Origin of the sequence: Tellurirhabdus bombi, assembly GCF_021484805.1 — a bacterium.
Taxonomy (GTDB): Bacteria; Bacteroidota; Bacteroidia; order Cytophagales; family Spirosomataceae; genus Tellurirhabdus; species Tellurirhabdus bombi.
The window spans coordinates 3394283-3418303 of record NZ_CP090557.1; the positions used below are offsets into that span (position 1 = coordinate 3394283).

General features: G+C 50.8%; 22 protein-coding genes. 6 read left to right on the top strand and 16 right to left on the bottom strand.

Annotated elements, in window-relative coordinates; translation table 11 throughout:
- Window positions 1-60 precede the first annotated feature (60 nt).
- A complete protein-coding gene (locus tag L0Y31_RS14445) occupies window positions 61-1200 on the bottom strand; it encodes a hypothetical protein (protein ID WP_234733785.1) in 1140 nt (379 codons plus the stop codon).
- 182 nt (window positions 1201-1382) lie between these two features.
- On the opposite strand from L0Y31_RS14445, the gene ypfJ reads away from it, so the two are divergent.
- A complete protein-coding gene (gene ypfJ / locus L0Y31_RS14450) occupies window positions 1383-2240 on the top strand; it encodes a KPN_02809 family neutral zinc metallopeptidase (RefSeq protein WP_234733786.1) in 858 nt (285 codons plus the stop codon).
- Between the two features lie 146 nt (window positions 2241-2386).
- On the opposite strand, the gene L0Y31_RS14455 is transcribed toward ypfJ, so the two are convergent.
- Window positions 2387-3577: a Gfo/Idh/MocA family protein gene (locus L0Y31_RS14455; protein ID WP_234733787.1), complete on the bottom strand. Its 1191-nt coding sequence runs from the start codon at window positions 3575-3577 to the stop codon at window positions 2387-2389.
- Window positions 3578-3711: 134 nt separating this feature from the next.
- Between L0Y31_RS14455 and L0Y31_RS14460 the strand changes: the two genes are divergently transcribed.
- Window positions 3712-4794: a Gfo/Idh/MocA family oxidoreductase gene (locus tag L0Y31_RS14460; RefSeq protein WP_234733788.1), complete on the top strand. Its 1083-nt coding sequence runs from the start codon at window positions 3712-3714 to the stop codon at window positions 4792-4794.
- A gap of 40 nt (window positions 4795-4834) precedes the next feature.
- Here the strand turns inward: L0Y31_RS14460 and pyrE are convergent, their stop codons facing one another.
- Window positions 4835-5461 carry an orotate phosphoribosyltransferase gene (gene pyrE, locus L0Y31_RS14465; RefSeq protein WP_305067601.1) on the bottom strand — a complete coding sequence of 209 codons (627 nt, stop codon included), beginning with the start codon at window positions 5459-5461 and terminating at the stop codon, window positions 4835-4837.
- 65 nt (window positions 5462-5526) lie between these two features.
- Window positions 5527-6810 (bottom strand): hemolysin family protein, encoded by a 1284-nt coding sequence (locus tag L0Y31_RS14470; protein WP_255772830.1) that lies wholly within the window; start codon window positions 6808-6810, stop codon window positions 5527-5529.
- Window positions 6811-6929: 119 nt separating this feature from the next.
- On the opposite strand from L0Y31_RS14470, the gene L0Y31_RS14475 reads away from it, so the two are divergent.
- Entirely contained in the window at window positions 6930-7616 is a 687-nt protein-coding gene (locus tag L0Y31_RS14475) for an NUDIX hydrolase (protein ID WP_234733790.1), read from the top strand.
- On the opposite strand, the gene L0Y31_RS14480 is transcribed toward L0Y31_RS14475, so the two are convergent.
- The 5 genes from L0Y31_RS14480 to L0Y31_RS14500 form a co-directional block, all read right to left on the bottom strand.
- Window positions 7617-7784, bottom strand: a complete 168-nt coding sequence (locus tag L0Y31_RS14480; RefSeq protein ID WP_234733791.1) for a hypothetical protein — start codon at window positions 7782-7784, stop codon at window positions 7617-7619.
- A 73-nt stretch (window positions 7785-7857) separates the two neighbouring features.
- On the bottom strand, window positions 7858-8313 hold the full coding sequence (gene coaD / locus L0Y31_RS14485; RefSeq protein WP_234733792.1) for a pantetheine-phosphate adenylyltransferase: 456 nt from the start codon (window positions 8311-8313) through the stop codon (window positions 7858-7860).
- A complete protein-coding gene (locus L0Y31_RS14490) occupies window positions 8310-9236 on the bottom strand; it encodes a DUF3822 family protein (RefSeq protein ID WP_234733793.1) in 927 nt (308 codons plus the stop codon). The genes coaD and L0Y31_RS14490 overlap by 4 nt, the downstream gene beginning before the upstream one ends.
- A gap of 52 nt (window positions 9237-9288) precedes the next feature.
- Window positions 9289-9777 (bottom strand): NUDIX domain-containing protein, encoded by a 489-nt coding sequence (locus L0Y31_RS14495; RefSeq protein ID WP_234733794.1) that lies wholly within the window; start codon window positions 9775-9777, stop codon window positions 9289-9291.
- Window positions 9778-9911: 134 nt separating this feature from the next.
- A complete protein-coding gene (locus tag L0Y31_RS14500) occupies window positions 9912-10346 on the bottom strand; it encodes a CBS domain-containing protein (protein WP_234733795.1) in 435 nt (144 codons plus the stop codon).
- A 252-nt stretch (window positions 10347-10598) separates the two neighbouring features.
- Between L0Y31_RS14500 and L0Y31_RS14505 the strand changes: the two genes are divergently transcribed.
- Window positions 10599-10856 (top strand): hypothetical protein, encoded by a 258-nt coding sequence (locus L0Y31_RS14505; protein ID WP_234733796.1) that lies wholly within the window; start codon window positions 10599-10601, stop codon window positions 10854-10856.
- 92 nt (window positions 10857-10948) lie between these two features.
- Here the strand turns inward: L0Y31_RS14505 and glf are convergent, their stop codons facing one another.
- Both glf and L0Y31_RS14520 read right to left on the bottom strand, forming a co-directional pair.
- A complete protein-coding gene (gene glf / locus L0Y31_RS14510; protein ID WP_234733797.1) occupies window positions 10949-12088 on the bottom strand; it encodes a UDP-galactopyranose mutase in 1140 nt (379 codons plus the stop codon).
- Window positions 12089-12391: 303 nt separating this feature from the next.
- Window positions 12392-14155, bottom strand: a complete 1764-nt coding sequence (locus L0Y31_RS14520) for an ABC transporter ATP-binding protein (protein WP_234733799.1) — start codon at window positions 14153-14155, stop codon at window positions 12392-12394.
- 154 nt (window positions 14156-14309) lie between these two features.
- Here L0Y31_RS14520 and L0Y31_RS14525 point away from each other — a divergent pair, with 154 nt between their 5' ends.
- A complete protein-coding gene (locus L0Y31_RS14525; protein ID WP_234733800.1) occupies window positions 14310-14918 on the top strand; it encodes a DUF4126 domain-containing protein in 609 nt (202 codons plus the stop codon).
- Between the two features lie 56 nt (window positions 14919-14974).
- Here the strand turns inward: L0Y31_RS14525 and L0Y31_RS14530 are convergent, their stop codons facing one another.
- From L0Y31_RS14530 to L0Y31_RS14545, 4 genes are all read right to left on the bottom strand, one after another.
- Window positions 14975-16882: a hypothetical protein gene (locus tag L0Y31_RS14530; RefSeq protein ID WP_234733801.1), complete on the bottom strand. Its 1908-nt coding sequence runs from the start codon at window positions 16880-16882 to the stop codon at window positions 14975-14977.
- A gap of 108 nt (window positions 16883-16990) precedes the next feature.
- Window positions 16991-17707 carry a membrane or secreted protein gene (locus tag L0Y31_RS14535; RefSeq protein ID WP_234733802.1) on the bottom strand — a complete coding sequence of 239 codons (717 nt, stop codon included), beginning with the start codon at window positions 17705-17707 and terminating at the stop codon, window positions 16991-16993.
- Between the two features lie 3 nt (window positions 17708-17710).
- Complete coding sequence (locus tag L0Y31_RS14540) at window positions 17711-19912, bottom strand: xanthine dehydrogenase family protein molybdopterin-binding subunit (protein WP_234733803.1); 2202 nt, start codon at window positions 19910-19912, stop codon at window positions 17711-17713.
- A gap of 53 nt (window positions 19913-19965) precedes the next feature.
- Window positions 19966-20451, bottom strand: coding sequence for a (2Fe-2S)-binding protein (locus L0Y31_RS14545; protein WP_255772831.1), 486 nt, complete (start codon window positions 20449-20451; stop codon window positions 19966-19968).
- Between the two features lie 167 nt (window positions 20452-20618).
- Between L0Y31_RS14545 and L0Y31_RS14550 the strand changes: the two genes are divergently transcribed.
- Window positions 20619-20909 (top strand): GNAT family N-acetyltransferase, encoded by a 291-nt coding sequence (locus L0Y31_RS14550; RefSeq protein ID WP_234733804.1) that lies wholly within the window; start codon window positions 20619-20621, stop codon window positions 20907-20909.
- Window positions 20910-20964: 55 nt separating this feature from the next.
- Here the strand turns inward: L0Y31_RS14550 and L0Y31_RS14555 are convergent, their stop codons facing one another.
- Window positions 20965-23883, bottom strand: a complete 2919-nt coding sequence (locus L0Y31_RS14555; RefSeq protein WP_234733805.1) for an Ig-like domain-containing protein — start codon at window positions 23881-23883, stop codon at window positions 20965-20967.
- Window positions 23884-24021 lie beyond the last annotated feature (138 nt).

Consider the following 24021-nt stretch of genomic DNA (forward strand, 5'->3'; position numbering starts at 1 on the left):
CTACACCCATAACAAGATTGGTAATCTTATGTTTATCTGGGTGAGCCAACAGAAACCGGCTCAATAAAGCGATAATTTCTCGGTGCGAAGCTGGCAAAAAGCCTGTACAGAATCGCTGCCGCAACGCCCCGTTAGTTTTAAATGATTTTTATCGCTCGTCTGAAAGCTCCATTGTCGGGCCGGGGTATTCCATTCATTCTGGGGGTTAGTAAACTGTAGCGCAAGGGTTTTATGTTTTTCGTCCAGACTAAAGCGAAAGCGGTCGCGCCGGAGTGGACCTTTCAGAATCCCGTTGCTTCCTTCAAAATAAACCCGATCCAGGTAAGTCGAGTCGTCTTCAGTAAGGGGCTGCCACTTCTGATTGTGCCAGCGCTGCATTTCGGTAACCCGCCAGGCACCGTCAAGGAGACTAGAAACGCCCCGTGTCTGGAGAGACTGGAAAGACCTGTAGGCTTGTAGTCCGTTCGTAAGCAGAATTAATCCGACAATTAAAGCGTTGATAACTACTCCTGTAATGCGCAACCAGCGTTGCTTGATCGGATCAGGCGACCTGCGCGCCGGGACTGAACCGTTGGTGAAAAAAGCCAGCCAAAGTCGATGGCTGTCGTTGAGCAAAATATGCAGGGCCAGAACCATGTAAAGACCCGAATTAAGTTTGACGCAAACATCAAAGAAGATGTTGATCACGAACACATTGAGCATTACCACAAACATCGCCAAGGCACCCATGGTGGCTGTGCGTCGGAAAAGGAGCAGAAGCGCCGGGATGACTTCACCCCAACCTAAAAACATCTGATAGCCCCGCGAATACCCAAAAAAAGCCCACGCCATGCGCATGGGAGAGAGCTCAATTAGCCGGGCGTCCATGTTGGCTTGCATGTGGGGAAACTGCGAATAAAAGACTTTCGCAAATCCGTAACTGAGCAGTATGCTGGCTAAAAAATAACGGATGAGGGTAAGTACAACGGGTTGGGCCCAATGCAGGCTTGGGAAACGGGGCGCAAGCAGCCCGACGAGTAGTCCCGCAAAAGTGCCAATGCTCACGCCCAGGTAAAGAACTTCAAAGTTCTGAGGGTAATCGCCGCAGCCACCCGGCGATTCCTGGAAAAATACGCTCATGGCCGCGCCAAAAAACGAAAATGTAGTGAGAGTATTCCAGAAAGCCCTTGTTGTCCAAACAGGCAGAAAAGAAGAATTCATAAGGTGACAGGCTTAGTAAATGCGGGCAATTGTCTAAAAATCAGCAACTATTTATGAAAAACCAAGCTCCTTCGGGAGTGAAAATACCAGGTATGAACAGTTTGCCACTTTTTAGAATCATTTTTGCGTAACCAAACAGAACGGTAGCGGGTTATATATCCGAATTTTAACTTCAATTTCAGATGCGTTGGTTAGGTAGACGCGAAAGCGAAAACGTAGAAGACCGCCGTGGGAGCGGAGGCGGGGGTATGGTCGTGGGGGGCGGTATTGGTACCGTCGTCATTGCGATTATCATCTATCTGCTGGGTGGTGATCCGTCCGGATACATAGGGACAGGAACCGAAGAAAGTCAAACTACCCAGGCAACCCAAACCAGTCCAGAAAACGACAAGGCAGCTTCGTTTGTCAAGGTAGTGCTGGCGGATACGGAAGATGTCTGGACGAAACTGCTGGCCGAGCAGGGGGAGCAATACCGACCGCCAACGCTGGTGCTATTTCGGGGACAAACCCAATCCGGGTGCGGCATGGCGTCGGCAGCTAGTGGCCCGTTCTATTGTCCTGGCGACAAAAAGCTATACATTGATTTGTCGTTTTACGATGAACTGGCCCAGCGTTTTCAGGCACCCGGCGATTTTGCCATGGCCTATGTGGTGGCGCACGAAGTGGGCCATTACATTCAGGACGAATGGGGCATTACCGATAAAATGGCGCAGGCACGGGGCCAGTTGAGTAAAACCGAAAATAATCGGCTCTCCGTACGACTCGAATTACAGGCCGATTTTCTGGCGGGCGTTTGGGCGCATCACGCGCAAAAAATGAAAAACATTCTGGAAGAAGGCGACATCGAAGAAGCCATTAACGCGGCCGGCGCTATTGGTGACGACCGGATTCAGAAAGAAACGCAGGGTTATGTCGTGCCCGACGCTTTCACGCACGGTACTTCAGCGCAACGCGTATACTGGTTTAAAAAAGGCTTTCAAACGGGCGATATCAACCAGGGCGATACGTTCAACAGCCGGGAAGACGCCAATCTGCAATAAACCCAAGTCTATTCGACGGCGGGCTCAGTGATTATAGGGCTGAGTTCGCCGTCTTGTTTTGGGACGACATGCTAGGAAAAGCTTGGCGTATCGACTTAGGGAAAGCGTTGACTACCAATTTTTCCTAGCATGACTATAAACCTGCATCAGGCCTGTTTCCCAACCGGATCCAGAACCTGAATTACATCTTTTGTGGATACTTTCTGACCCGTTTTTGCCGCCTTATAAATGGCTTCGATCAGCTGTACATCCCGCATGCCCATCTCTCCCGAAACGGTGGTTTCTTTATTATTCAGAACGCAGTCGGCAAAGGCATCCATCTGTCGGGCTTGCTGGTTGACATTTTTAATGTCCATTTTGCCCTGGCTGGTCTCGCCTTTCAGGCCATCATACGCGTAAGCCGGTTCTAGCTGAAACCATCCCTTGGCTGCTTCGGCCCGAAGTTGATTGTATTTATCGTTGTAGCTGGTTTTGCAATCGGCCAGTGAACCGTCCGCGAATTGGAGTTGAAAATCAACACCTTCTTCAACTTCCTTGAATTTCTCTTTGTCTGTAATAGGGTGGAACTTGGCCGTTACCGAGATGGGGATGGCTCCTTTGGTGTAGATCGCTCCCTGGAGGGCGTAGATTCCTACATCCGGCAGTGGGCCGCCACCCGACAAGCTTTTGCCCAGCCGCCAGGGTGTTTCATTACTCTGTACCTGACCGTTGTGGGCAATGATTTTGTTCACTTTTCCCATTACTTCCTGCTGACCCAGGCGCATCATTTCCAGGTTATGGGGCTCAAAATGAAGCCGGTAGCCAATGGAAAGCTTCTTGCCTGCTTTCTTGCAGGCGTCAATCATCTTCTGGCAGTCCTCCGCCGAGGTGGCCATGGGTTTTTCGCAGATGACGTGCTTGCCCGCCTGGGCGGCCCGGATGGTGTATTCGGCGTGTAGCGCGTTGGGTAAAACGACGTAAACAATATCGATGTCGGGATTGTCAACTATCTGGTCGAACGTCTTGTAATCGTAGACGTTCTTATCGGGAATGTTGTATTTTTTCTTCCACTTTTCGGCTTTTTCGGGCGTTCCGGTCACAATGCCTGCCAGGCGGCAGAACTGCGTTTCTTCCAGAGCAGGAGCCAGCTGTTCTTCGCTGTATTTTCCCAGACCGACGAGCGCAATTCCCAGCTTCCGGTTACCCGTTGCTTCGGTCGCTTCCTTCTCCTCAGAGGTTTTCTGCTCACTATTTCCGCACGCCTGCACACCAGCTAGGGTAACAAGGCCTGGCAACGCCAGCGAGGCAAAGCTCACATGGCGCACAAAATCCCGGCGTGAAAAAGGCAATCGTTGCATAGGCTGAAATGGTTTGGTTGTGTGGTTAGCCTGACTATAATCGCTTTTATTAACTGGCTCCATTGGTGAATGTTTGTCACTATCTTTGTTTTGCTGATCTAATGGCTTAATTAACTTTCTTAGAAACTGATTTCATGTCAACTTCAATGAAACCCTTACGTGTACTGGTCGTTGGTTGTGGTAACATGGGGGCTTCGCACGCCTTCGCCTACCAACTGCTGGATGAATTTGAAATTTGCGGATTGGTATCTACCGGAAAAAGCAAAGACGTTCTGAACGAGCGACTCGGAGGAGGCTATGCCTTGTTTTCTGATTTTGAAACGGCTTTGACCACGACGCAGCCGGATGCGGTTTGTATTTCGACGTACCCGGATACGCACGAAGCGTATGCCATTCGGTCGCTGGAGCAGGGCTGTCACGTATTTATTGAGAAGCCCCTGGCCGATACGGTCGAAGGGGCCGAACGCGTGGTGGCGGCGGCTGAAAAAGCAGGTAAAAAGGTGGTGGTAGGCTATATTCTGCGGCATCATCCGTCCTGGGAGAAATTCGTAGAAGTGGCTCAGGAACTCGGTAAACCGCTGGTGATGCGCATGAACCTCAATCAGCAAAGCCACGGAACGATGTGGACGGTGCACCGGAACCTAATGAAAAGCCTTAGCCCGATTGTCGATTGCGGCGTGCACTACATCGATGTGATGTGCCAGATGACCCGCTCGAAACCACTGCAAGTCAACGCCATTGGCGCCCGGCTAACTGATGAGATTCCGGCTAATAATTACAACTACGGACAGTTGCAAATCCGGTTCGAAGATGGCTCGGTAGGATGGTACGAAGCGGGTTGGGGGCCTATGATGAGCGAAACGGCTTTTTTTGTGAAAGACGTGATTGGGCCGAAAGGCTGCGTTTCCATCGTTGCCAAGGAAGCAGGAGCCGCCGGAAAATCGGACAACGTTGATTCGCACACCAAAACGGAATCCTTGCGGATACACTACGCGGATTTAAACGGTGAAGATCAATTTACGCAGGCGGATACGTGGGTCGATATGCAGGACGAGCCGGATCACCAGGAGTTATGTAACCGCGAGCAGCGGTATTTCCTGAAAGCCATTCAGGAAGATATGGATTTGACCGACCATTTGCAGGATGCGGTCAATAGCCTGCGCATTGCTTTTGCCTGTGACGAATCCGTGCGAAGCGGATTGCCGGTTTATTTATAAAGACAAAAAAAAGGCGTAGCGGGGGCTACGCCTAAAATTCTTATACGCCCCACTCAGCAGGGTTTTGCCGCCAGGCTGCCAGCGACGCACTGGCTTCGGCGGGAATGTAGGCGAGTTGCTGCGCCTCCTGAACAAGCGTTTCGTAATCGCTCAGACAAACCAGCTGAACAGCTTTGTCCGTGAAGTTTTGCGCCGCCACCGGAAACCCGTAGGTGAAAATGGCGGCCATGCCCAACACTTCGGTACCTGCCTGACGAAGCACATCGACCACCTTGAGGGAGCTGCCACCCGTCGAGATCAAATCTTCGATCACCACAATTTTCTGGCCCGCCTCAGCGCGGCCTTCGATCTGGTTGCCCATGCCGTGTTTTTTGGGCTCGGGCCGAACGTAGAGGTACGGCAGATTCAGCACATCGGCGACCAGGGCACCCTGCGCAATTCCAGCGGTAGCGACGCCAGCAATGGCCTGTACATCCGGAAAGTGCTGGCGAATTGCGTCGGCCAGGGCATTTTTAATGAAAGTCCGTACGTCCGGGTAGGAGAGCGTCAGCCGGTTGTCGCAGTAAATGGGTGATTTCCACCCTGAACTCCACGTAAAAGGGTCTTCCGGACGCAGCCGTACGGCTTGCACTTCCAGCAACATCCGGGCAATTTGGTTTGCAATCATACTTGAATTATTCGTTACGAGCTAAGCATGAGTAGCATCAACACTTAACCCAACCTGGTAAAAGCTTACTCTTCTTCGAGTTTTTTGATCAGAATTTTGTCAATCCGGCTTTTGTCCATGTCAATTATTTCGAACTGATAAGACTGCCAGTGAAAAGTTTCGCCGGTTTTAGGAATGTCTTTGAGAATATGCAACGCAAAACCGCCGAGGGTATCGAAGCCGGTTAGGTCTTTACGGTTCTGAACGGTGATGTCAAAATGATCCAAAAATTCATCAAATGGAATCTGGGCATCGATCAAAAAGCTGCCGTCGCCGCGTTCCACAATTTCGAAGCCGAACTCGTTGGTATCGGAAATATCGCCGACCAGCGCGTCCAGAATGTCGTTTAGCGTCACAATGCCCAGCACGCCGCCGTATTCATCGACAATGATCCCGATGTATTGTTTCCGCTCCCGGAAGCGTTCGAGTACTTGATAGGCTTTGTTGTTTTCGGGAATATAGAGCGCTTCCCGCTTCATGCTTTCTAATTGCGTGAGCTGCTCATCGAGGTCTTTACCCAGAAAATCTTTGCTGTGAATCAGGCCCACAATCTCGTCAACGCTTCCCTGGCAGAGCGGGTAAATCGAGTGTTTGTGCTCAATAATGCGCTGCCGGTTTTCTTCAATATCTTCTTCTAAATCCAGAAACACGACATCCTGGCGGTTGGTCATCAGGGAGGTGATTTTCCGGTCGCCCAGCAGAAAAACGTTCTGCACAATTTCCTGCTCAATTTCTTCAATAACACCACCCGTGGTTCCCTCCTGAATCAAGCTCTTGATTTCTTCTTCCGTTACGGCCGACGCGTTTTGCTTAACGCCCAGCAATCGAATGAGTAAATCGCTGGAAAAGCTGAGCAAAGCAATAAAAGGAGAGGTAATGCGCGAAAGGACGTTCATGGGTCCGGCCATGACCTTGGCAATAGCTTCGGGATTCGATAGACCAATCCGTTTCGGAACCAGCTCGCCTAGAACGAGGGAAAAATAGGTCAACAGAAACAGCACCACAACCACGGCAATGCTGTTGGCGTAGGGCGCGACAAGGGCAATCTGGCCAATGAGTCCGGCAATTTGCGTAGTAACGCTGTCACCACTGAAAATACCCGTCAGAATCCCGATCAGGGTTATTCCAATCTGAACGGTTGATAAAAAGCGGTTGGGAGATTCGGCAAGTCGAAGGGCTTCCTGAGCCCGGCTATCCCCGTTTTTTGCATCGGTTTCAAGACGGGCTTTCCGGGAAGAAACCAGTGCAATCTCTGACATGGAGAAAACACCGTTCAGGATAATAAGAAAGAGAATTATAAAAAGTTCCACGTAGGAATAAGTTGGCCTGTCGCAAAAATAGTAATATTGGTCACTCTTTCAGTATACAACGTTTAGCTAAATTTACGAGTCAATTGCTACAATGAACCGTTCACCGTTATCTTAGCCGAATGATTGTATTCATCGACGACCGGCCAATCCGCATCACTGGCCCTAAAGCGGCAGCTCTTCTTGAGTCAAGTACCGATTACGACCACATTATTGACGCCCGCCTGGAAGCGCTTCGGCCTGATAGTTTGCTTGGCCATGTGCTCATTCTCAATGCAACACCGATTATGGTGGAGAAGCTAATTCAGCTGCTCAATAGCACAAAATTACTGGATCTGCACTCGGTAACGCTGGTAGCCGTTGATAAGAAAGCCGCCGAAGAGCGCCTGAAAAGCTTGTTTAAAATCGTGAAAGCTGCCGGTGGCGTGGTGTTCAAAGGCGAAAAAATGCTGCTTATGTTCCGGCGGGGTAAATGGGATCTACCCAAAGGCAAGCTGGATGAGGGCGAAAAATCGCGCATGGCAGCGGAACGGGAAGTAGAAGAAGAAACCGGCGTAAAAGTATCGGTCGAAGAACGGGTTTGTACCACCTGGCATACGTATACCATGAACGGTAGCCGGGTCCTGAAGCGAACAAAGTGGTACCTGATGACGTGTCGGGACGAATCGCACATGATGCCCCAAGCCGAAGAAGACATTGAACGGCTCGAATGGGTGGATCGCCGGGAGGCCCAGCGTTTGCTAACCAACTCGTTTAGTTCGATCCGCTTTGTGATTGATGCCGTATACGAAGGCGAAAAAGAGGTATAGCTACTGCATCCACTTGTGGCTCACAACCATGTCGATTAATGGCTTATAAGCCTGGAAGCGGTCGTGCCAGATCATGACAAGATTCCACAGCAGAAATGCAACCAACAATTGCATCAAATCCCTGTAGGTCAGTCGTTGACCAAACAGGTGGATGAATGTATCTCGCATGGTACCTTTATGTTTATGATAGAGAGCTATGCGAATACAATATAAAACTATTTTCGAAAAAAATAACAGTTTCTTAATGTAATTGATAGGGCAGGAAGTCGTCGATGCGCTGGCCATACCGGTGTAAATCCCGGATAATGCTTGAACTGATGGGGGCGAGGTGCGGCGAGGTAATCAAAAAAACGGTTTCGACATCCCCGTAAATGTAGCGGTTGACCTGGGAGATGCCGTTTTCGTACTCAAAATCCGTGGTATTACGCAGGCCACGGAGCAAAAAACGGGCGCCCAGCTTCCGAGCGACGTTGGCCGTTAGATCGTCGTACGCTTCTACCCGGACGTTGGGGTGTTTCTCGAAGGTATGTTCGATGAGCTGCACCATCTGATCCAGGCCGAAATAGCGTTGTTTGTTGGCATTTCGGCCAATACCAATCACAATTTCATCAAAAAGCTGTAAACCGCGCAAAACAATATCTTCGTGCCCTTTGGTGAACGGGTCGAAAGAACCGGGAAACAAAGCAATTCTTTTCATAGCAACAGGCCGGCTCCGTACAGACTGACGTAGCGGTGATCAGGGATTTCGTCGAATTCGGGCGTAAGTAACAACTCAGGAAGGGAAGTACCAAACGTCATTTGCGGTAAAAAACGCTTCAACGAAATATAGGTGTCTGCAAAAGGAGTGATCTCCCCGAAAAGCTGCACGTTCACTTTGGTGGGTTCCAGGTCCAATTCGGTGATGATATACAGCAGGTAGTAGGTCAGATCGCTCGTATTTTTAAACGCAAACTTATTGCAGAAGCGCAGGCTTTTGCCCTCCCGCACAATGGCCGTTACGTATTCATCTTCAAAATAGAACAGGACCGTCTGCGGGCTATTTTGGCTGAGTGCTACCGAAGCCTGGAGGAGCGCACTGGTTTGGTGGACAATTTTGACCTGTTGAAGCGGGTAGGTGGCTGAGAGCCAGTCGGCCAGGCGAATGTCCAGATTAAAAACAGAGTGAAAGCCTTCGTTCGGATGCACGTAGGTCTGAATGTGTTCCGTGAGGGGCAGCGCACTGCCGCGCATCAGCTGAAGGTAGTTAGCGGCGTATTCTTTCCGGAAAAGTTTCGAAGGAACAAGCGTAAAAGCCGGCGTATTGACCGAGACCGTAATGTCTTTCCAGAACGCTGCCTGAAGAACCGGATGATCCTGATAAATGGCTTTCAGGGAGGGAATGAGCGGGGTATCGGTCAGTAAGGTCGGAAACGAATAGGATTCCAGCCAGAAACATTGCGAAGGCTGGCCGGGTTTTTCAGCTGGTTTGATCAGGCAAAACCGAAAGTGATCTTTGCTCATTTCCAGACAGAGGCGAGATGAGCTGGCCAACGCAGCATCGAACGGCTCCTGAGCGAACCGGTTATCCCGAATAGCGATGGTTGGCGTCACGGTAGAGGTAGTTTCGGTTTGCCGATGCACTGTCGTTTTATGAATAATCGCTTAAATTAAAAAAAATACAAAAACAGTTACACTACTTATTCAGATAACCTCTCAAACGAAAGATATCGTCCATGGTATCGCATTGTCGAAATAGCTGATGAACTTCCGTTTCCGGGTAGGCTTTTATTTCCTCAAAAGTCATGAGCCGCACCTCGGTAATGATCTGCTGGTCAGTGTCCATCTCGGGGTCAGAGCCCTGACCAAGCTGTCCGCCCACAATCTTTACCTTGAAAAATAGCTCCAGCGCATGCAGCGGCGGTAGCATGAACTCATTGACAAACAATAAGTCTTCAATAACAACTTCCAGGCCAGTTTCTTCCAGAAATTCGCGAACGAGGGCTTCGGGGGCGGTTTCGCTAAACTGGGGGCCGCCGCCCGGAGGACACCAGAACGTGTCGGTTGAGTTAATTCCGCGGTGGCGAACCATGAGTAACTTGCCATCGATCAGGCAAAGTCCGCACACCCGTAGCCGCAGGCGGTTGCCATACAGCCGTACTACTTCTTGCCGTGCTTTATCCAATTCTATTAAATGCCGTTTTTAGTATGGCAAAGATACGGGAAAGGAATCGTAGTTAGCTACCAGGCCGGATACTTTCGTGATCGGTAGCGGCGGGCTTAGCCGGAAACCAGATAAGGCCCGCCGCTACGGGGTCGTTAATAACTGCCTGAAATGTAGTTTTCCAGGGAATCAATGCGGGCTTTCTGGTCTCGGATAATGGTAGAGACGACATCGTTGATGGAAATAATACCGGTCAGTTGCCCTTCGTCCACTACCGGCAGGTGGCGAATGTGTTTGTCAGACATCACCCGCATGGCATCTTCAAGCGGCTGGTCGGAGGTGACCGTGATTAATTTGGCGGTCATTACTTCCTCGATAAGCGTGTCGCGGGAAGCCCGACTCTGCAAAATTACCTTGCGGGCATAATCGCGTTCGGAGAAGATGCCGGCCAACTCATCGTTGTCAATAACAAGCACAGCACCGATGTTTTTTTCTGCCATTAGCTCAAGCGCTTCGTAAACCGTGGAGCTCGATGCAACGGAATAAATCGTGTTGATTTTCTTTCCCTGAAGAACATGCCGGATTTTCATAATGCAGAAAGGATTGATTGTCTGGGTAATATACAGAAAAAAAGAAAAAATTGGAAGCTTTAGCGGAACGCGGGCTGTTAAGCCTGTGTTACTTATGTCCCGTACGCTAGGTTTCGTTTCTATTTATACAACGGATAAACTATTTTAAGGCTTAAGTCAGCGCCGCCGCATCAACTGCCCGATAGATAGTATTCACTTTGAACAATTGGAAATTTTATGCTTAGTCAGTATGAGTATAACACGCTGCCTATAATGAAAAAAATTGATTTTCTGAGGCAAAACGGGACGTTCTTACTAAGCCGGGAAATGCCGCATTTTCTGGTTAAACTGTATTCTTTGGGGGATTTTTTTGTGGAGGCGTATTTTTCGAAGGCAACCTACTTTCAGGATAAATATGATTTTCAGGACGTACTGACGTTTCGCAAGCAAGATCTGGCCTGCATCCAGCGTCCTCATCCTTTGGAAGCCTATCTCGATCAGATCGATTTAAGAAAACTAATTCTAGGGTAGCAAGTAGATACCAGTCGCCAAATCTAAGGCACAAAAAAGCCGACGGAAGATGCACCTCCGTCGGCTTTTTTTATTGGATTAAGGCTGCTTGCTTATTTAGCGGCAGGTGAATCGCCGTTGACAACATCTTCCAGGGAGTCAGCGCCTACTAGCTTTTTATACAGCGTCAACGCCTGCGCCACTACCTGATCCATGTTGTAGTACCGGTAGGTGCCCAGACGGCCCGCGAAATGAACGTTCGGTGTGCTGTCGGCTAATTGCTTGTACTTACGGTAGAGCTCCGCGTTTTCAGGTTTAGGAATAGGGTAGTAAGGGTCCCCTTCCGCCCGTGGGTACTCAAACGTAATGCTGGTCTTAGGGTGTTCCTGGCCCGTCAGGTGCTTGTATTCCGTGACCCGGGTATACTCGTGATCCAAGGGATAGTTCACTACTGCCACCGGCTGGTATTGTTCTACATCCTCTGTCTGGTGCACAAAATGCAGCGACCGGTAAGGTAGTTTGCCGTAGCAGTGATCAAAGTATTCATCTACCGGACCCGTGAAAATCAGCTGATCGTAGCTCAGGGTTTCTTTTACTTCCTGAAAATCAGTCGAAAGCATCAGGTGGATGTTGGGATGTTTGAGCATGTTCTCAAACATTTTGGTGAAGCCTTCCAGCGGCATGAACTGGTACTGATCGCCGAAATAGCGGTCATCGCGGTTGGTGCGGGTCGGAATCCGGGAGGTAACGGATTTATCCAGTTCAGAAGGGTCCAAGCCCCACTGCTTACGCGTGTAGCCCTGGAAGAATTTCTCGTACAGATCCCGTCCTACCTGGCTGATAACCACATCCTCGGAGGTGCGAATCTGTGCAACTGGTTCACCAATGGTCTTGAAATAATCGGCTAGCTCTTCTTCGGTGAAGTTAAAGCCATACAGTTTATTGACCGTATCCAGGTTAATGGGGATCGGTAGCAGCTTGCCCTCAACCTGAGCCAGCACGCGGTGCTCGTAAGGCCGCCACTGGGTAAACTGAGAAAGGTAAGAAAAGACTTCAGGAGAGTTGGTGTGAAAGATGTGCGGTCCATACAAATGGATCAGAATCCCATCCTGGTTGTAATAGTCGTAAGCGTTGCCGGCGATGTGTGGTCGTTTATCAATGACCAGCACGGTTTTGCCTGCCTGGGAAGCCAGTCGTTCGGCCAATACGCTTCCGGCGTATCCTGCCCCCACTATGGCAAAATCGTAATGCATATAGAAAAATGTTGAAAATGACTTTATCCCAAAGTAACCAATATTAGCTGGTCTATTGTGTACCTCTCGCTAGTTTTATGAAAATAACTATTGGTTTTCTGGCACCGGTCCTATAAGGTACTTCCGGCGGAGCTCATTAATCAGGAATTTTTTGTGGGTGGTAAAACTTTCTGGATGCATTTGGTCAAACAAAGCCGCCCATTCAGAAAAGCGCCCGGGTTCCCGCCGCTGGAACTGCTGCCGGTCAATTTTTTTAGTAAGTAGGTATTCGTCAAAAGTCATAATTGAGCAGGGCCGTTGGAACTAGGTCAGCACTTCTTTGTACTGCATGCGGTACAAATTTGCGTAGAAACCTTCGTGTTGCAATAATTCTTCGTGGGTTCCCTGCTCCATGATCCGGCCTTTGTCCACCACAATGATGTTGTTGGCTTCCCGGATGGTGGAGAGGCGGTGCGCAATGACAATGGCGGTCCGGCCCTTCATCAATTTTCCAATGGCCCGCTGGATCATCTCTTCCGTTTCGGTATCGACCGACGAGGTTGCCTCGTCGAGCACGATAATGCGCGGATTATGAACCATCGCCCGCACAAATGAAATCAGCTGCCGCTGCCCAACCGAAAGCGTTGAACCCCGCTCCATGACGTTGTAGTCGTAGCCGCCGGGCAACCGTTCAATAAAATCGTGAACACCGACCAGCTTCGCCGCTTCGATAATGGTTTCGCGCCGGATGGTTTTATCGCCCAGCGTAATGTTATTTTCGATGGTATCCGAAAACAGAAAGACATCCTGCAAAACAACGCCAATGTTTCTGCGCAGTGCTCCAAGTTCGTAGTCGTGTACGTCCCGGCCATCGATGAGAATTTCGCCTTTATTAATTTCGTAAAAACGGCTTAATAGATTGATAATGGAGGATTTACCGGCTCCAGTGGCTCCCACAAAGGCGACTGTTTCGCCTTCCCGTGCCGAAAAAGAAATGTCTTTTAGAACGTAGTCCTCGTTGTTGTAGGCAAACCAGACATTCTTAAACTCGACGTTGCCACGCATCGCCTCCGGGTTATAGGTCCCCTGATTGGCTGTAAATTCGTCACTATCCAGCAGCTTCAGGATACGGTCGGTACTGACAATACCCATCTGTAGCGTGTTGAATCGGTCGGCCAACATGCGGATTGGACGGAAAAACAAGTTAATGAACATGATAAACGCCGTCACCGTACCAAACGAAACCTCCTGATTAAGAATCTCTTTAGCACCATACCAGACCACAAGTCCCGTTGCGGTAGCCGACAGAATATCTGCCACCGGAAAATAAACTGAATAGTACCAGATCGAGCGAATGTGAGCCTTTTGGTGTTGGTTGTTAATCTCACGAAACTTAACGGACTCAATGGATTCGCTACCGAATATCTGAACGATGTTCATGCCGGTTATGTGTTCCTGCACAAACGAATTTAGATTGGCAACCGCCAGGCGAACCTCGTTGAACGACTCTTTAATTTTCTCCTTAAAGATATACGTACTCAGCAACATCAGGGGCACAACGGCGAGGCTGATAGCGGCCAAGCGCCAGTCTGTATAGAACATAACGGCGATGATCAACACCAACTGCAAAATATCGCCCGCAATGGCGGCCATGCCTTCGCTGAACACGTCGGCCAGGGTTTCAATATCCGAAATCGTGCGGGTGACCAGCCGCCCAATGGGCGTATTGTCGAAAAATTTAAGCCGGAGATGCAGGACTTTGGCGTAAAGCTGTACCCGAATGTCACGAATGACGTGCTGCCCCAGCCAGCCCGATAAATAGGTGTTCAAAAACTGAAAAATAGCCTGAATCACTAAAACACCAATCATCAGTACGAGCATCATCGTCAGGCCCGGATAGTCGCCAGCGGCAATTTTCTGGTCAATGGTGTGGCGAATCAAAAGCGGAAGCAAAGGCGCTAAAGCCGCACTGATCAAGATAATGGCAATAAGGCTAACGAACTGAAGCCGATAAGGTTGGACAAAACTGAAGAGCCGCTTTAGCGTCACCCAATCGAAGATTTTTCCGCTTTTTGTTTCCTGATTCACGGGGGCAATGTAGTTGGAATATGTTTTGGTGTAACACAAAAATTCAATTATGAGTTTAGTAAGAGAAAGGATGAATGAATCTATTTTAGTATTCGTCCTGATAATAGGCTATTTACGGCTGAACGGGAGATAGGCCAATTAACTTTTGAGAATTATGGAATGGATTTTTGGTCTTTGTCTGGGCGTTGGATTGAGCGCGTGCTGCGGCTTTCGGGTTTTTGTGCCGCTGTTGGTAGCAAGTTTGGCTACAAAATTCGGGTGGGTTGCCATGACGCCGGGCTTTGAATGGATGGGAACCTGGACCGCTTTCTTTGTGTTGGCCACGGCCACGTTGCTGGAAGTAGGGGCTTATTACATTCCTTGGCTCGATAATGCCCTCGATACAATTGCCATGCCACTGGCTTTTGCCGCGGGTACGCTGCTGACAACTTCCTTTGTCGATGTAGACATCCCGTTACTGAAATGGGGCTTGGGGATAATTGCGGGCGGTGGTACCGCTAGTCTGATTCAGACCGGCACGAGTATGTTGCGGCTTGGCTCTACTGCTACTACGGGAGGCTTGGGAAACCCGGTTGTGGCCAGCACCGAAAACGTTCTGTCGTTTGGATTATCTTTTCTGGCCATTCTGCTGCCTGTTTTGACCGTAATTCTCGTTATCGGCTTGCTGATTTTTATTGGCCGCCTGATTGCAACACGCGGTTTACGAACCAAAAAAGCCCGAATAAACGGCGCGGGGACGACCATGCGCAACAACCTCAACTGAAACTCGTTCCGCTCAACGTTGAGCGGAACGAGTTTCGAAATGATGACGAAAAAGCGCTACTTTTTAGCCTTGAAAGGCGCTTTTTTCGCTGTCTGCTTTGTGCTTCGGGTAGGCTTTACCGCCGGAAGCGGATTGGCTGGGGCCGGTTTTTCGGAAGGCTTTAATTTAAGCGGCGCTTTAATTAAAGAGGCATCGTGGGGGCGAAGGACATCAATCACAAAGTCGCCCAAATGATTCGCCTTAAGTGACAAGTTGTAAGACGCGATTCTAACCGGCTTGCCGTCTTCGCAAAGTTCTTCAACGGTGTAAATCCCTTCATAGGCTGTGATATACGTATCCTGAATGGGCTGCTTTTTCCCTTTGATCAGGGTTGAGGCTGGTCGTTCGACGAGGTAAAGCTTCTGAATATCTTCCGGTGTATGAAGACGGGAGTTATCCAGCGTGTCAACGGTCATTGGCTCCGATAACTCAAGCGACCGGGTAACAGGTCGCCGGATCGTTTTAGCGTTGACTTCCCGCGTATCGCAATAACATACCTGAATCACGTCCTTCCATTTAGCTTTGTAATAGACCTTTTTCGGTTCGAAGCGGTGAACGTAGCGACACTGAGCACAGGTATCTTTAATGGCAAAGCTGGTAGTCGTAAATCCGCATAGGAGGGTGCCACAAGGTGTTTTTTTGCGCATCTGAACCGTCATAAAATAATAGCCGGCTTTCCAGGCGTCATTGGGTAATGGTTCAAACTGACGGGTCTGCGCGAAAGACTGCTCTTTGACCAAAACGGCCTGGGTGGCTCCGGGCACTACGCCCTGGTAATACAACTGCGTCTGGTATTCGTAGTTTATTGTATCGTTGTTAACATTCTGCCAGTGCAAGGTAGGCTGAAAACCACTGGCCAAAACGCTGTTCGGTAGGGTAGTGCCATTCAGTTGAGCACCTGCATATGTAAACGTTACCACGGGAGTTTCGGTACAGGATGGGCATTCCACCTTAACAGGCGTTACTTTTCGCTCCTGAAACCCTTTGCGTAAGCCAAGACCCGCGTTGAAGCCACCGTGGCTGCGTCTGAACTCAAACAGCTGATCCTGAACGCCATTAATGATAAAGTATTGCTGGCGTGTAATAAAACCCTGGGCCTGAACCCCCCAGTACCAGTTGTTGCGCAACGGAAAATATGCGCCCAGCGACAGATTACCCCCCGGTTGGTAAAGCCGATCTCCCGGCATGACCATGCGTACCAGCTGATTATTTTCGTTTGGCAGGTAAGCACCGACCAGCGCTGCTTCGGAGCGGTAGACGCCGCCACGCAAGGCCAATTCCAGAAAGGACGAGCAAGTTTGGGTACTTCCTTTCTTCAGATCAAACGTAACAACCGGACCAACGACCAGAAAAAAGTCTTCCGAAGGCCGGTTACGGAGCGCCGGACTTCCCGAAGGAGATAGTTGGGTAGCCAGCGAAAGCAAGTAATCCTTGTATTCTCGTCGGGCGAAAAAATTCTGATACCCCAAAGCACCGCCCAAACCAAACCGGAACCGCGATTTTGTCGGAAAGAAATAATCGACATTCGTGGAGAGGTGAAAACCAATGCCGTTGTAAAGCGAATTGTCCCGCTTGACAGCCCCAAAAGTTCCATCCCAACTGCCACACCAAGCGGTGTTTGGACCGGCATACAAACCGATGCGCCAGGGAGAGATTCCCCGTTTTAAAATAAACGTTTGCTGCGAATCGCATTGGGCGAGGCTTTCTACCGGGATGCCCGCACGTTGAATCGTAGCCTGCGTAACAGGCACGAGGTCTGATCGGGACGACTTTTGCCAGATTTTGTCGTTGGGCTCACAGCGCTCGTCATTCTGTGCGGCCGTGGTGGAAGATGGTGAAGATTCGGTCTGGGCATAGGTAATGTGGTTACTACCAACCATTACCAGAATGCCGAGACAGACCAGGTGACGGAAAATTTTGGTCATTGGACAATGAGTGAGGGTAAATATAGTGTGCTTCATCTATGACGCGCCAAATGATCATAAGTATCTCTATGAGTCAAAATTTAGCGCTATAAACGAAGCACAACCTACTTATTCCCTCGTCCACACTTCACTTACCTTGCCCCCGGTGGAGCTTTGCCCCCGGTGGAGCCAATTGTTTTCCTTTAATTCAGCGTCAAATTGCAGAGAACGACCTACACGGCTATTATCGCGGGAAAAAAAGTCGATGGTTTCGGTGTATTTGCCGTTTTTATAGGTATATGTTCCTCCTCCGGTACCGGAAAACTGCTTCGTTTCCGGGTTGATCGTGGCCCATTGGAACCGCGTTCCCGTTAGAAGTTTCAGCGTTTTGCGGGCGGTACGGGGCCGCGTTTTGATTTGTCCGTCATCGGCAATATTTCCTGCCATTCGCCACAAACCCGCCATTTGTGCCGAAGGAGCCGCGTCATCGATGCGTTCAAAGACACGGCGTCCGCCTGGTCCTAGCAACACAAGTCGCTGGTTCGTGAAGCCGATTTCGTAGGTTTCCGGCTGACCAACGCGGGTACTGTCTTCCGTGTCAAACTCAACGGCTAGTTTCAACAGTTTATCGTCTTGTTGGTACGCGCCCCCCCGCGTACTGACGTACCGGTCGGGCGCATAAGTCGTCTGCATCAGATACCCATCCGACGCAATTATCACCACGTTCGGGCCGAGTTTGGCGTCTGTTTGCCGCCAGGCCCCTTTGAGGGCTACTTTAGGCGGACTAAACCCGTAAAAGGCAGTTACCAGAATAAGGCTGAGTAGCAAAAGGCGCAGTTTCATCATCGGTTATCCAAGGTTAGTGATATCAACAGGTAATTTTCGAATTCGTTTACCGGTCGCCGCAAAAATGGCATTGCACAAAGCCGGCGCCACGGGCGGCAAACCGGGTTCGCCCACGCCGCCCGGCGCTTCTTCGTTTTCAACCAGGTGAATGTCAACGACGGGCATTTCTTCAATCCGCATGACCGTATAATTATGAAAATTCGTTTGGTCAGCCTGCCCATTCGTAAACGTGATCGGATTTTTGATCGCGGCGGTCATTCCATAAACAATGTTGCCTTCCGTCTGCGCCCGAACATTATCCGGGTTTACGTACATCCCGCAATCCAGCACCGAGACAACGCGGTCTACTTTGACGCCTTTGTCCTTTTTGGTAACGAAAAAAGCGTGGGCGCACAAACTGCCAAACGACTGCGAAATAGCCAGGCCCTTGCCTTGTCCAGCGGGCAGCGGCTTGTCCCAGTTGGCTTTTTCCCGAAGCTGTTTCAGGACGTTGACAAACCGGGTGGTAGCCTTTCCTTCGGCTTTTTCCAGCAGACTGAGCCGGAAGTCCAGCGGATCTTTCCCGGCGGCGTGGGCCAGTTCATCCATAAACGATTCGTGTCCAAAACTGTTTGTGGAAGCATACACCGACCGCCACCAGAGAATGGGAATCTCCGTCTTAACGACGTGGTTACTGATGATGGCATTCGGGAACTGATAGGGGCTTTCTTCGGCCCCGATGCTTTCTTTCATCCATTCGTCGGCTTTGCCGTCAATAGGTGCTTTAAAAACCTGTCGCTGAATGGATTCGCTCAGGAATTTATGTTCGAAAGCAACGACCTTCCCATGCGCGTCGACGGCCCCGCGCATGGCGCTCAAAGCGCCTGGGCGGTAGGGTCCCTGCGTCACGTCGTCTTCCCGCGTCCAGATCACTTTGACCGGGGCTTTGACCTGTTTAGAAAGGTAGACCGCCTCAAGCACAAAGTCCAGATAGGCTTTCCGGCCAAAGGCACCGCCCAGAAAAGGAACGTTTACCTTGACAGCTTCCGGTTTGATATTCAGGTACCGAGATACTTCCTGAATGGCTCCGTCGGGTCCCTGAACAGGTGCCCAGATTTCGCAGGTGCCGTCTTCCTTGACGTGGGCAACGGCTACTTCTGGCTCCATAGGGGCATGGGCCAGAAAGGGCGTTTCATAAAGACCTTCGAGCTTCTTGGGCGCAGCCTCGTAAGCGGCCTTGAAGTCGCCCACGCTACTGAACGGAATGCCGTCCTGTTTGCTTTTTTCGCGCATTTCCTGGAAATACCGATCGGTGGTCATCGACTGGTCGTAACCGACCTTGTCCCAAGTCACCTTCAACGCCCGACGGCCCTGCAAAGCGGCCCAGTAGTTGGTGGCTACCACGGCCACCGCTTCGGAGGTGCGGTGCGGCATGGGGCGTTCGGCTTTCAGGACCGCTTTGACGCCCGGAATTTTTTTGGCGGCGGTATCGTCGATGGAAACAACTTTTCCGTGTACAACCGGACAGTGCTCAATGCTGGCGTAAAGCATATCGGGCACGGTGATGTCCATTCCGAATTCTGCTTTACCGGTTACTTTCGACGGAATATCCGACCGGTGCAGCGGCTTGCCGATCAGCTTTAGGTCGCTTTTTGCTTTTAGTTTGGGTTTCTGCGGAACCGGTAGCTTCGACGCGTCGTCAACCAATTCGCCGTAAGTCAAGCTTTTGCCCGATTTGTGTTTGATGGTGCCGTTTTCGGCGTAACATTCCTCAACGGGCAGGTTCCAGCGTGTGGCGGCGGCCTGCGTAAACATGAGGCGAGCTGCGGCTCCGGCCTCGCGAAGGCGTTGCCAGCCCGTCCGAACGGTGCTGCTACCACCAGACAGCTGACTGCCGTATTTGCGCAAACCATCCGACTGTTTCACCGTAATCTGATCCAGAGAGACTTCCAGTTCTTCGGCAATTAACGTCGGAACGGCCTGCCAGGAGCCCTGGCCCATGTCGGGGCGGTGGTTAATGAGGGTTATAGTGCCCGCATTATCGATGATGATGAACGGATTCAGTTCAAAAGAAAGCACCGCGTTGGCAGATTCGCCAAGCTGACTGCTCATATTTACCAGTTCGGCGGGGCCATTCGCGCGGGGCGAAAAACCCAGAAACAGCCCCGTTCCGGTTAGGCTGGCGGCTTTGAGAAAATTACGACGATTTATGGGGGAAGGTTTCATGAAGAGACGTGCTTTTAGGGATCATACAGGGAGAAGAGGTGCTGTAAAGATGGTTATTTTCCACTTTCAGCGATTTCTTTGCTTGTTTTAGCCGCGCGGTGAATGGCTTTCCGAACCCGGTCGTAGGTCCCGCAGCGGCAGATATTCCCGCTCATGGCCTGATCAATATCGGTATCGGTGGGATTGGGTTTGTTTTTTAGCAAGGCCACGGCCGACATAATTTGCCCTGACTGGCAGTAGCCGCACTGCGGAACCTGTTCGTCAATCCAGGCTTTCTGAACGGGGTGCAGTTTCTGTTCAGTACCGATCCCTTCAATGGTCGTAATTTTTTTGCCCGTTGCCGCCGAAACGGGGAAGGAGCAGGAGCGGATGGGTGAGCCATCCAGGTGGACGGTGCACGCACCGCATTGGGCAATACCGCAGCCGAACTTGGTGCCTTTAAGGCCAACGAAGTCACGGATGGCCCACAGCAAGGGCATTTGTGCGTCGGCGTCGATGGTGTGTTTTTGGTTGTTGATATTGAGCGTGACAGATGCCATAGTCAGAATCGATTGAGGAATGAGTAAATTTCACGAAAAGGTTGAATTTTGACAAGCGCTTCTTGTCGAACTGATTAAATTCTTCCCTAAAAGGTGCTATTTTGCCCGTAAGCGCCTACCGAATAAACAAATTCGTTTATTCCAGATCAGGGTGCTTTATGCATAAAATGAAGGACGTAAGGATTGAAAATAACACAGAAATTCAGCGCTTTGAATGGTCGGTTGAGGGCCATCTGGCTATTTTGGAATACCGCTGGGGCGACAAGCAGACGCTCGTGTTAACGCATACGGAAGTGCCGGAAAGCCTGGAAGGGCGGGGCATCGGCTCAAAACTAGTGGAAGGCGTTTTTGACTATGCCGAACAGCATAATCTGAAAGTTGTACCACGTTGCGGCTTCGTGATCGACTTTCTGGAACGCCACCCAGAATGGAATCGGCTGGTGAAGAAAGCCGAATAAAAAAAGAAGTGACTGGCCGACGGCCAGTCACTTCTTTCAGAACATACAGAGAAAATTACCGTCCCACTTTCAGGACTTTGATGACCTGCTGGGTTTTGTCGGTGTATTGAATCTGAATAAGATAGGTGTCGGGGGAGAGTCGCTCTCCGAATGTAAGGCGCTGGCCGCTGGCTTGCGCTCCGAAGCGTAACCATTCGCGGCCTGACAAGTCGTTGACGGTTAATTGCTTCACCTCTTTGGGGGCTACAAACGTGAAGCTTTCGCTGCTTGGACTCGGGAAAACGACGCCTGTGCCGCTACGTTCTTCCGCGCTGATACCCACACGGGCGCTGCCGCACACGGCGATCGATTTGCAGTATTGCGCGTACCACGGAGCCGCCGAGTAGTTAACGCCCACGCAAACCTGCCCGCCGGTAAACCACGGGCCGAAATTGATACTCGCCTTGCCCGGTTGCACCGCCGTGATGCTTTGCGTCGAACCGGTGCACCACCACGAGAAGTTCGTCGCATTGGTTAACTTGCTGGCATTTAGTTCGAACGTTTGTACGGCATTTTTGCTCACGCAGTCCGGGCCAATCAGGTCGGCGGTTGGATTGGTTGGCGGCGGAGTAGTCGTTTTAACCGTGATCGTTACCGTACCTGATTCTGTTTTTGCTCCCCCATTGTCGGTCGCGACAGCTTTGAGTGAATAGCTGCCGGTTCCCACGCTTGACCAGCTAAACTGATAAGGCGCGGCGGTTGCCTCGCCTAGTTTTGTGTTTCCGTTGTAAAACTCCACTTTCGCAATGCTGCCATCCGAATCGCTGGCGTTAGCGGCCAGGTTGACCGTGGCCGGAGCTGTGAACGTAGCACTGTTGGTGGGGCTGGTCAGGCTAACCGTGGGCGCCTGATTAACCGGAGCCGGTGCATTGACCGTAATATTGACCAGAGCCGACGTGGCGGTTGCTCCTGAATTATCCGTTGCGATGGCTTTTAAGCTATAACTTCCCACACCCACACTCGTCCAACTAAACTGATATGGAGCCGTCAGGTCTTCACCCAATTTTGTGTTTCCGTTGTAAAATTCCACTTTCGCGATGCTGCCATCTGAATCGCTGGCATTGGCGGCAAGGGCAACCGTGGCCGGAGCGGTGTAGGTAGCATTGTTGACGGGCGTGGTTAAGCTCACGCTCGGTGCCTGGTTGGTTGGCGTTGTTGGCGTACCGGGGCAAACGGTCACGGTTTTGCAGTATTGGGTATACCAGGGAGCCGCTGAATAGTTGATACCTACGCAAACCTGTCCGCCGGTAAAATGCGGCCCAAAATTAATGCTTACTTTACCGGGCTGAATCGCCGTAACGCTCTGTGTTGAGCCGGTGCACCACCACGAAAAATTCGTTGCGTTAGCCAGTTTGCTGGCATTTACTTCGAAAACCTGCGTCGTATTGGCAAAGACGCAGTTGGGTCCAATCAGATCGGCTGTTGGATCTGGATCGCCAGCATTATAGACAATCACGGTGATGGATCCGGACGTGGTAACCGCGTTTTGGTTGTCGTAAGCCTTTGCCGTAAGCGCATACGTACCCGCCGCCATACCGGACCAGGCAAACGTGTAAGGGGCCGTGAGGTCTTCGCCCAATTTTGTGTTTCCATTATAGAATTCCACCTTCACGATGCTGCCGTCTGAATCATTGGCGTTGGCCGCCAGATTAATCGTTGCCGGGAGCGGAAAAGACGAGTTATTGGCCGGAACCGTCAAACTGACCGTTGGTAACTGGTTGGGAGCCGGGGCGGCGGTAACCTGTACCACTGAGGAAGTCAAGGGCTCGCCGCTGCTCCGTAATGCTTTGACAGTTAATGTGTACGTTCCTTGCTGAATAGCCGAAATGGTCCACGAATACGGGGCGGTGGCGTCTTCGCCTAACTTAGTCGCTCCGTTGTAAAACTCCACTTTGGTGGCGGTTGCATTACTGACGTTGGCATTGATGATCAGGTTCGTACCGATGGCAACCGTGCTGTTGTGGGTAGGACTCGTAATCGCCACCGAAGGCACCACTGGGCCAAAATCGTCGGCTGGATTCAGGATTTTTTGCTTAACCCAGGTGCCGGAAGGGCTGGTATTGTTCCATTGCTGCGCGTTACAAGCGCCCGAATTAAGCCCCGCTGACGATTCGCCCGCGTCGGAAAACGTCCAGTTGCACCAGCTAATTTTCTGTCCCGCCGGGTTTTGCCCCGCCATCAGATCCAGCCAGTTTTGCCCGTTGTTGAAATCGAGGCTGCCGCCGCCGGAATACGTGGAAGTGCCCCATTCGCTACAGAACAAGGGCAACGAATTGACCACCGAGCGTATATCGTTCTGGAAAAAATGCGACGCGGCGTAGTAGTGGAACGTGTACATGATGTTGTGGGCGTTAGCACCCGTCAGCGGATCGGGCAGCACGTCCTGCGGGCGCTGGCACCAGTTGGGTGTTCCCACCAGAATAATCGCGTCGGGCGCATATTGCCGAATCACCGGAATCACCTGCTCGGCGTAACTTTTGATCTGGCTCCAGCTCACGCCGTTGGGCTCGTTGCAGATTTCGTAAATCACGTGTTTTTTGTTGGCGTGCGTCTGGGCCATCGTCCGGAAAAAGTCAATGGCGTAGGAAAGCCGTTCGTTGGGATTGCCGGGGTTCAGCACGTGCCAGTCGATGATGCAGTAAACGCCCGCCTGTTCGGTCCAGTCCACGATTTGATTGATTTTGGCGCGCAAACCGCTCTGATTATTCAGGTAGCCACCTTCATCAACGTACATGGCCGCCCGGAACAGATCGATGCCCCAGTCAGTAGCCAAGGCCTGAACCGAAGCCTGGGTGTAACACTGGTCGAACCATTGCAGGCCGTGCGAACTCATGCCACGCAGCTGAATGGCCTTGCCCGATTCGTTGGTGAGTTGTCGATTAACCACCTTCAACCGCCCATTGGCCGCTAGTGGGGTCTGTGCTTGGGCAAGCAAAGTGCAGCTCAAGCATAAAATAAGGCAACAGAATTTTAGATAGATAGAGGAGATGTGCTTCATAAAACGAGCTTATAGATTGATGTAAAAATTGACACTGAGTTTATGAATAAAAATACATCGTTTTTAAATATGAAA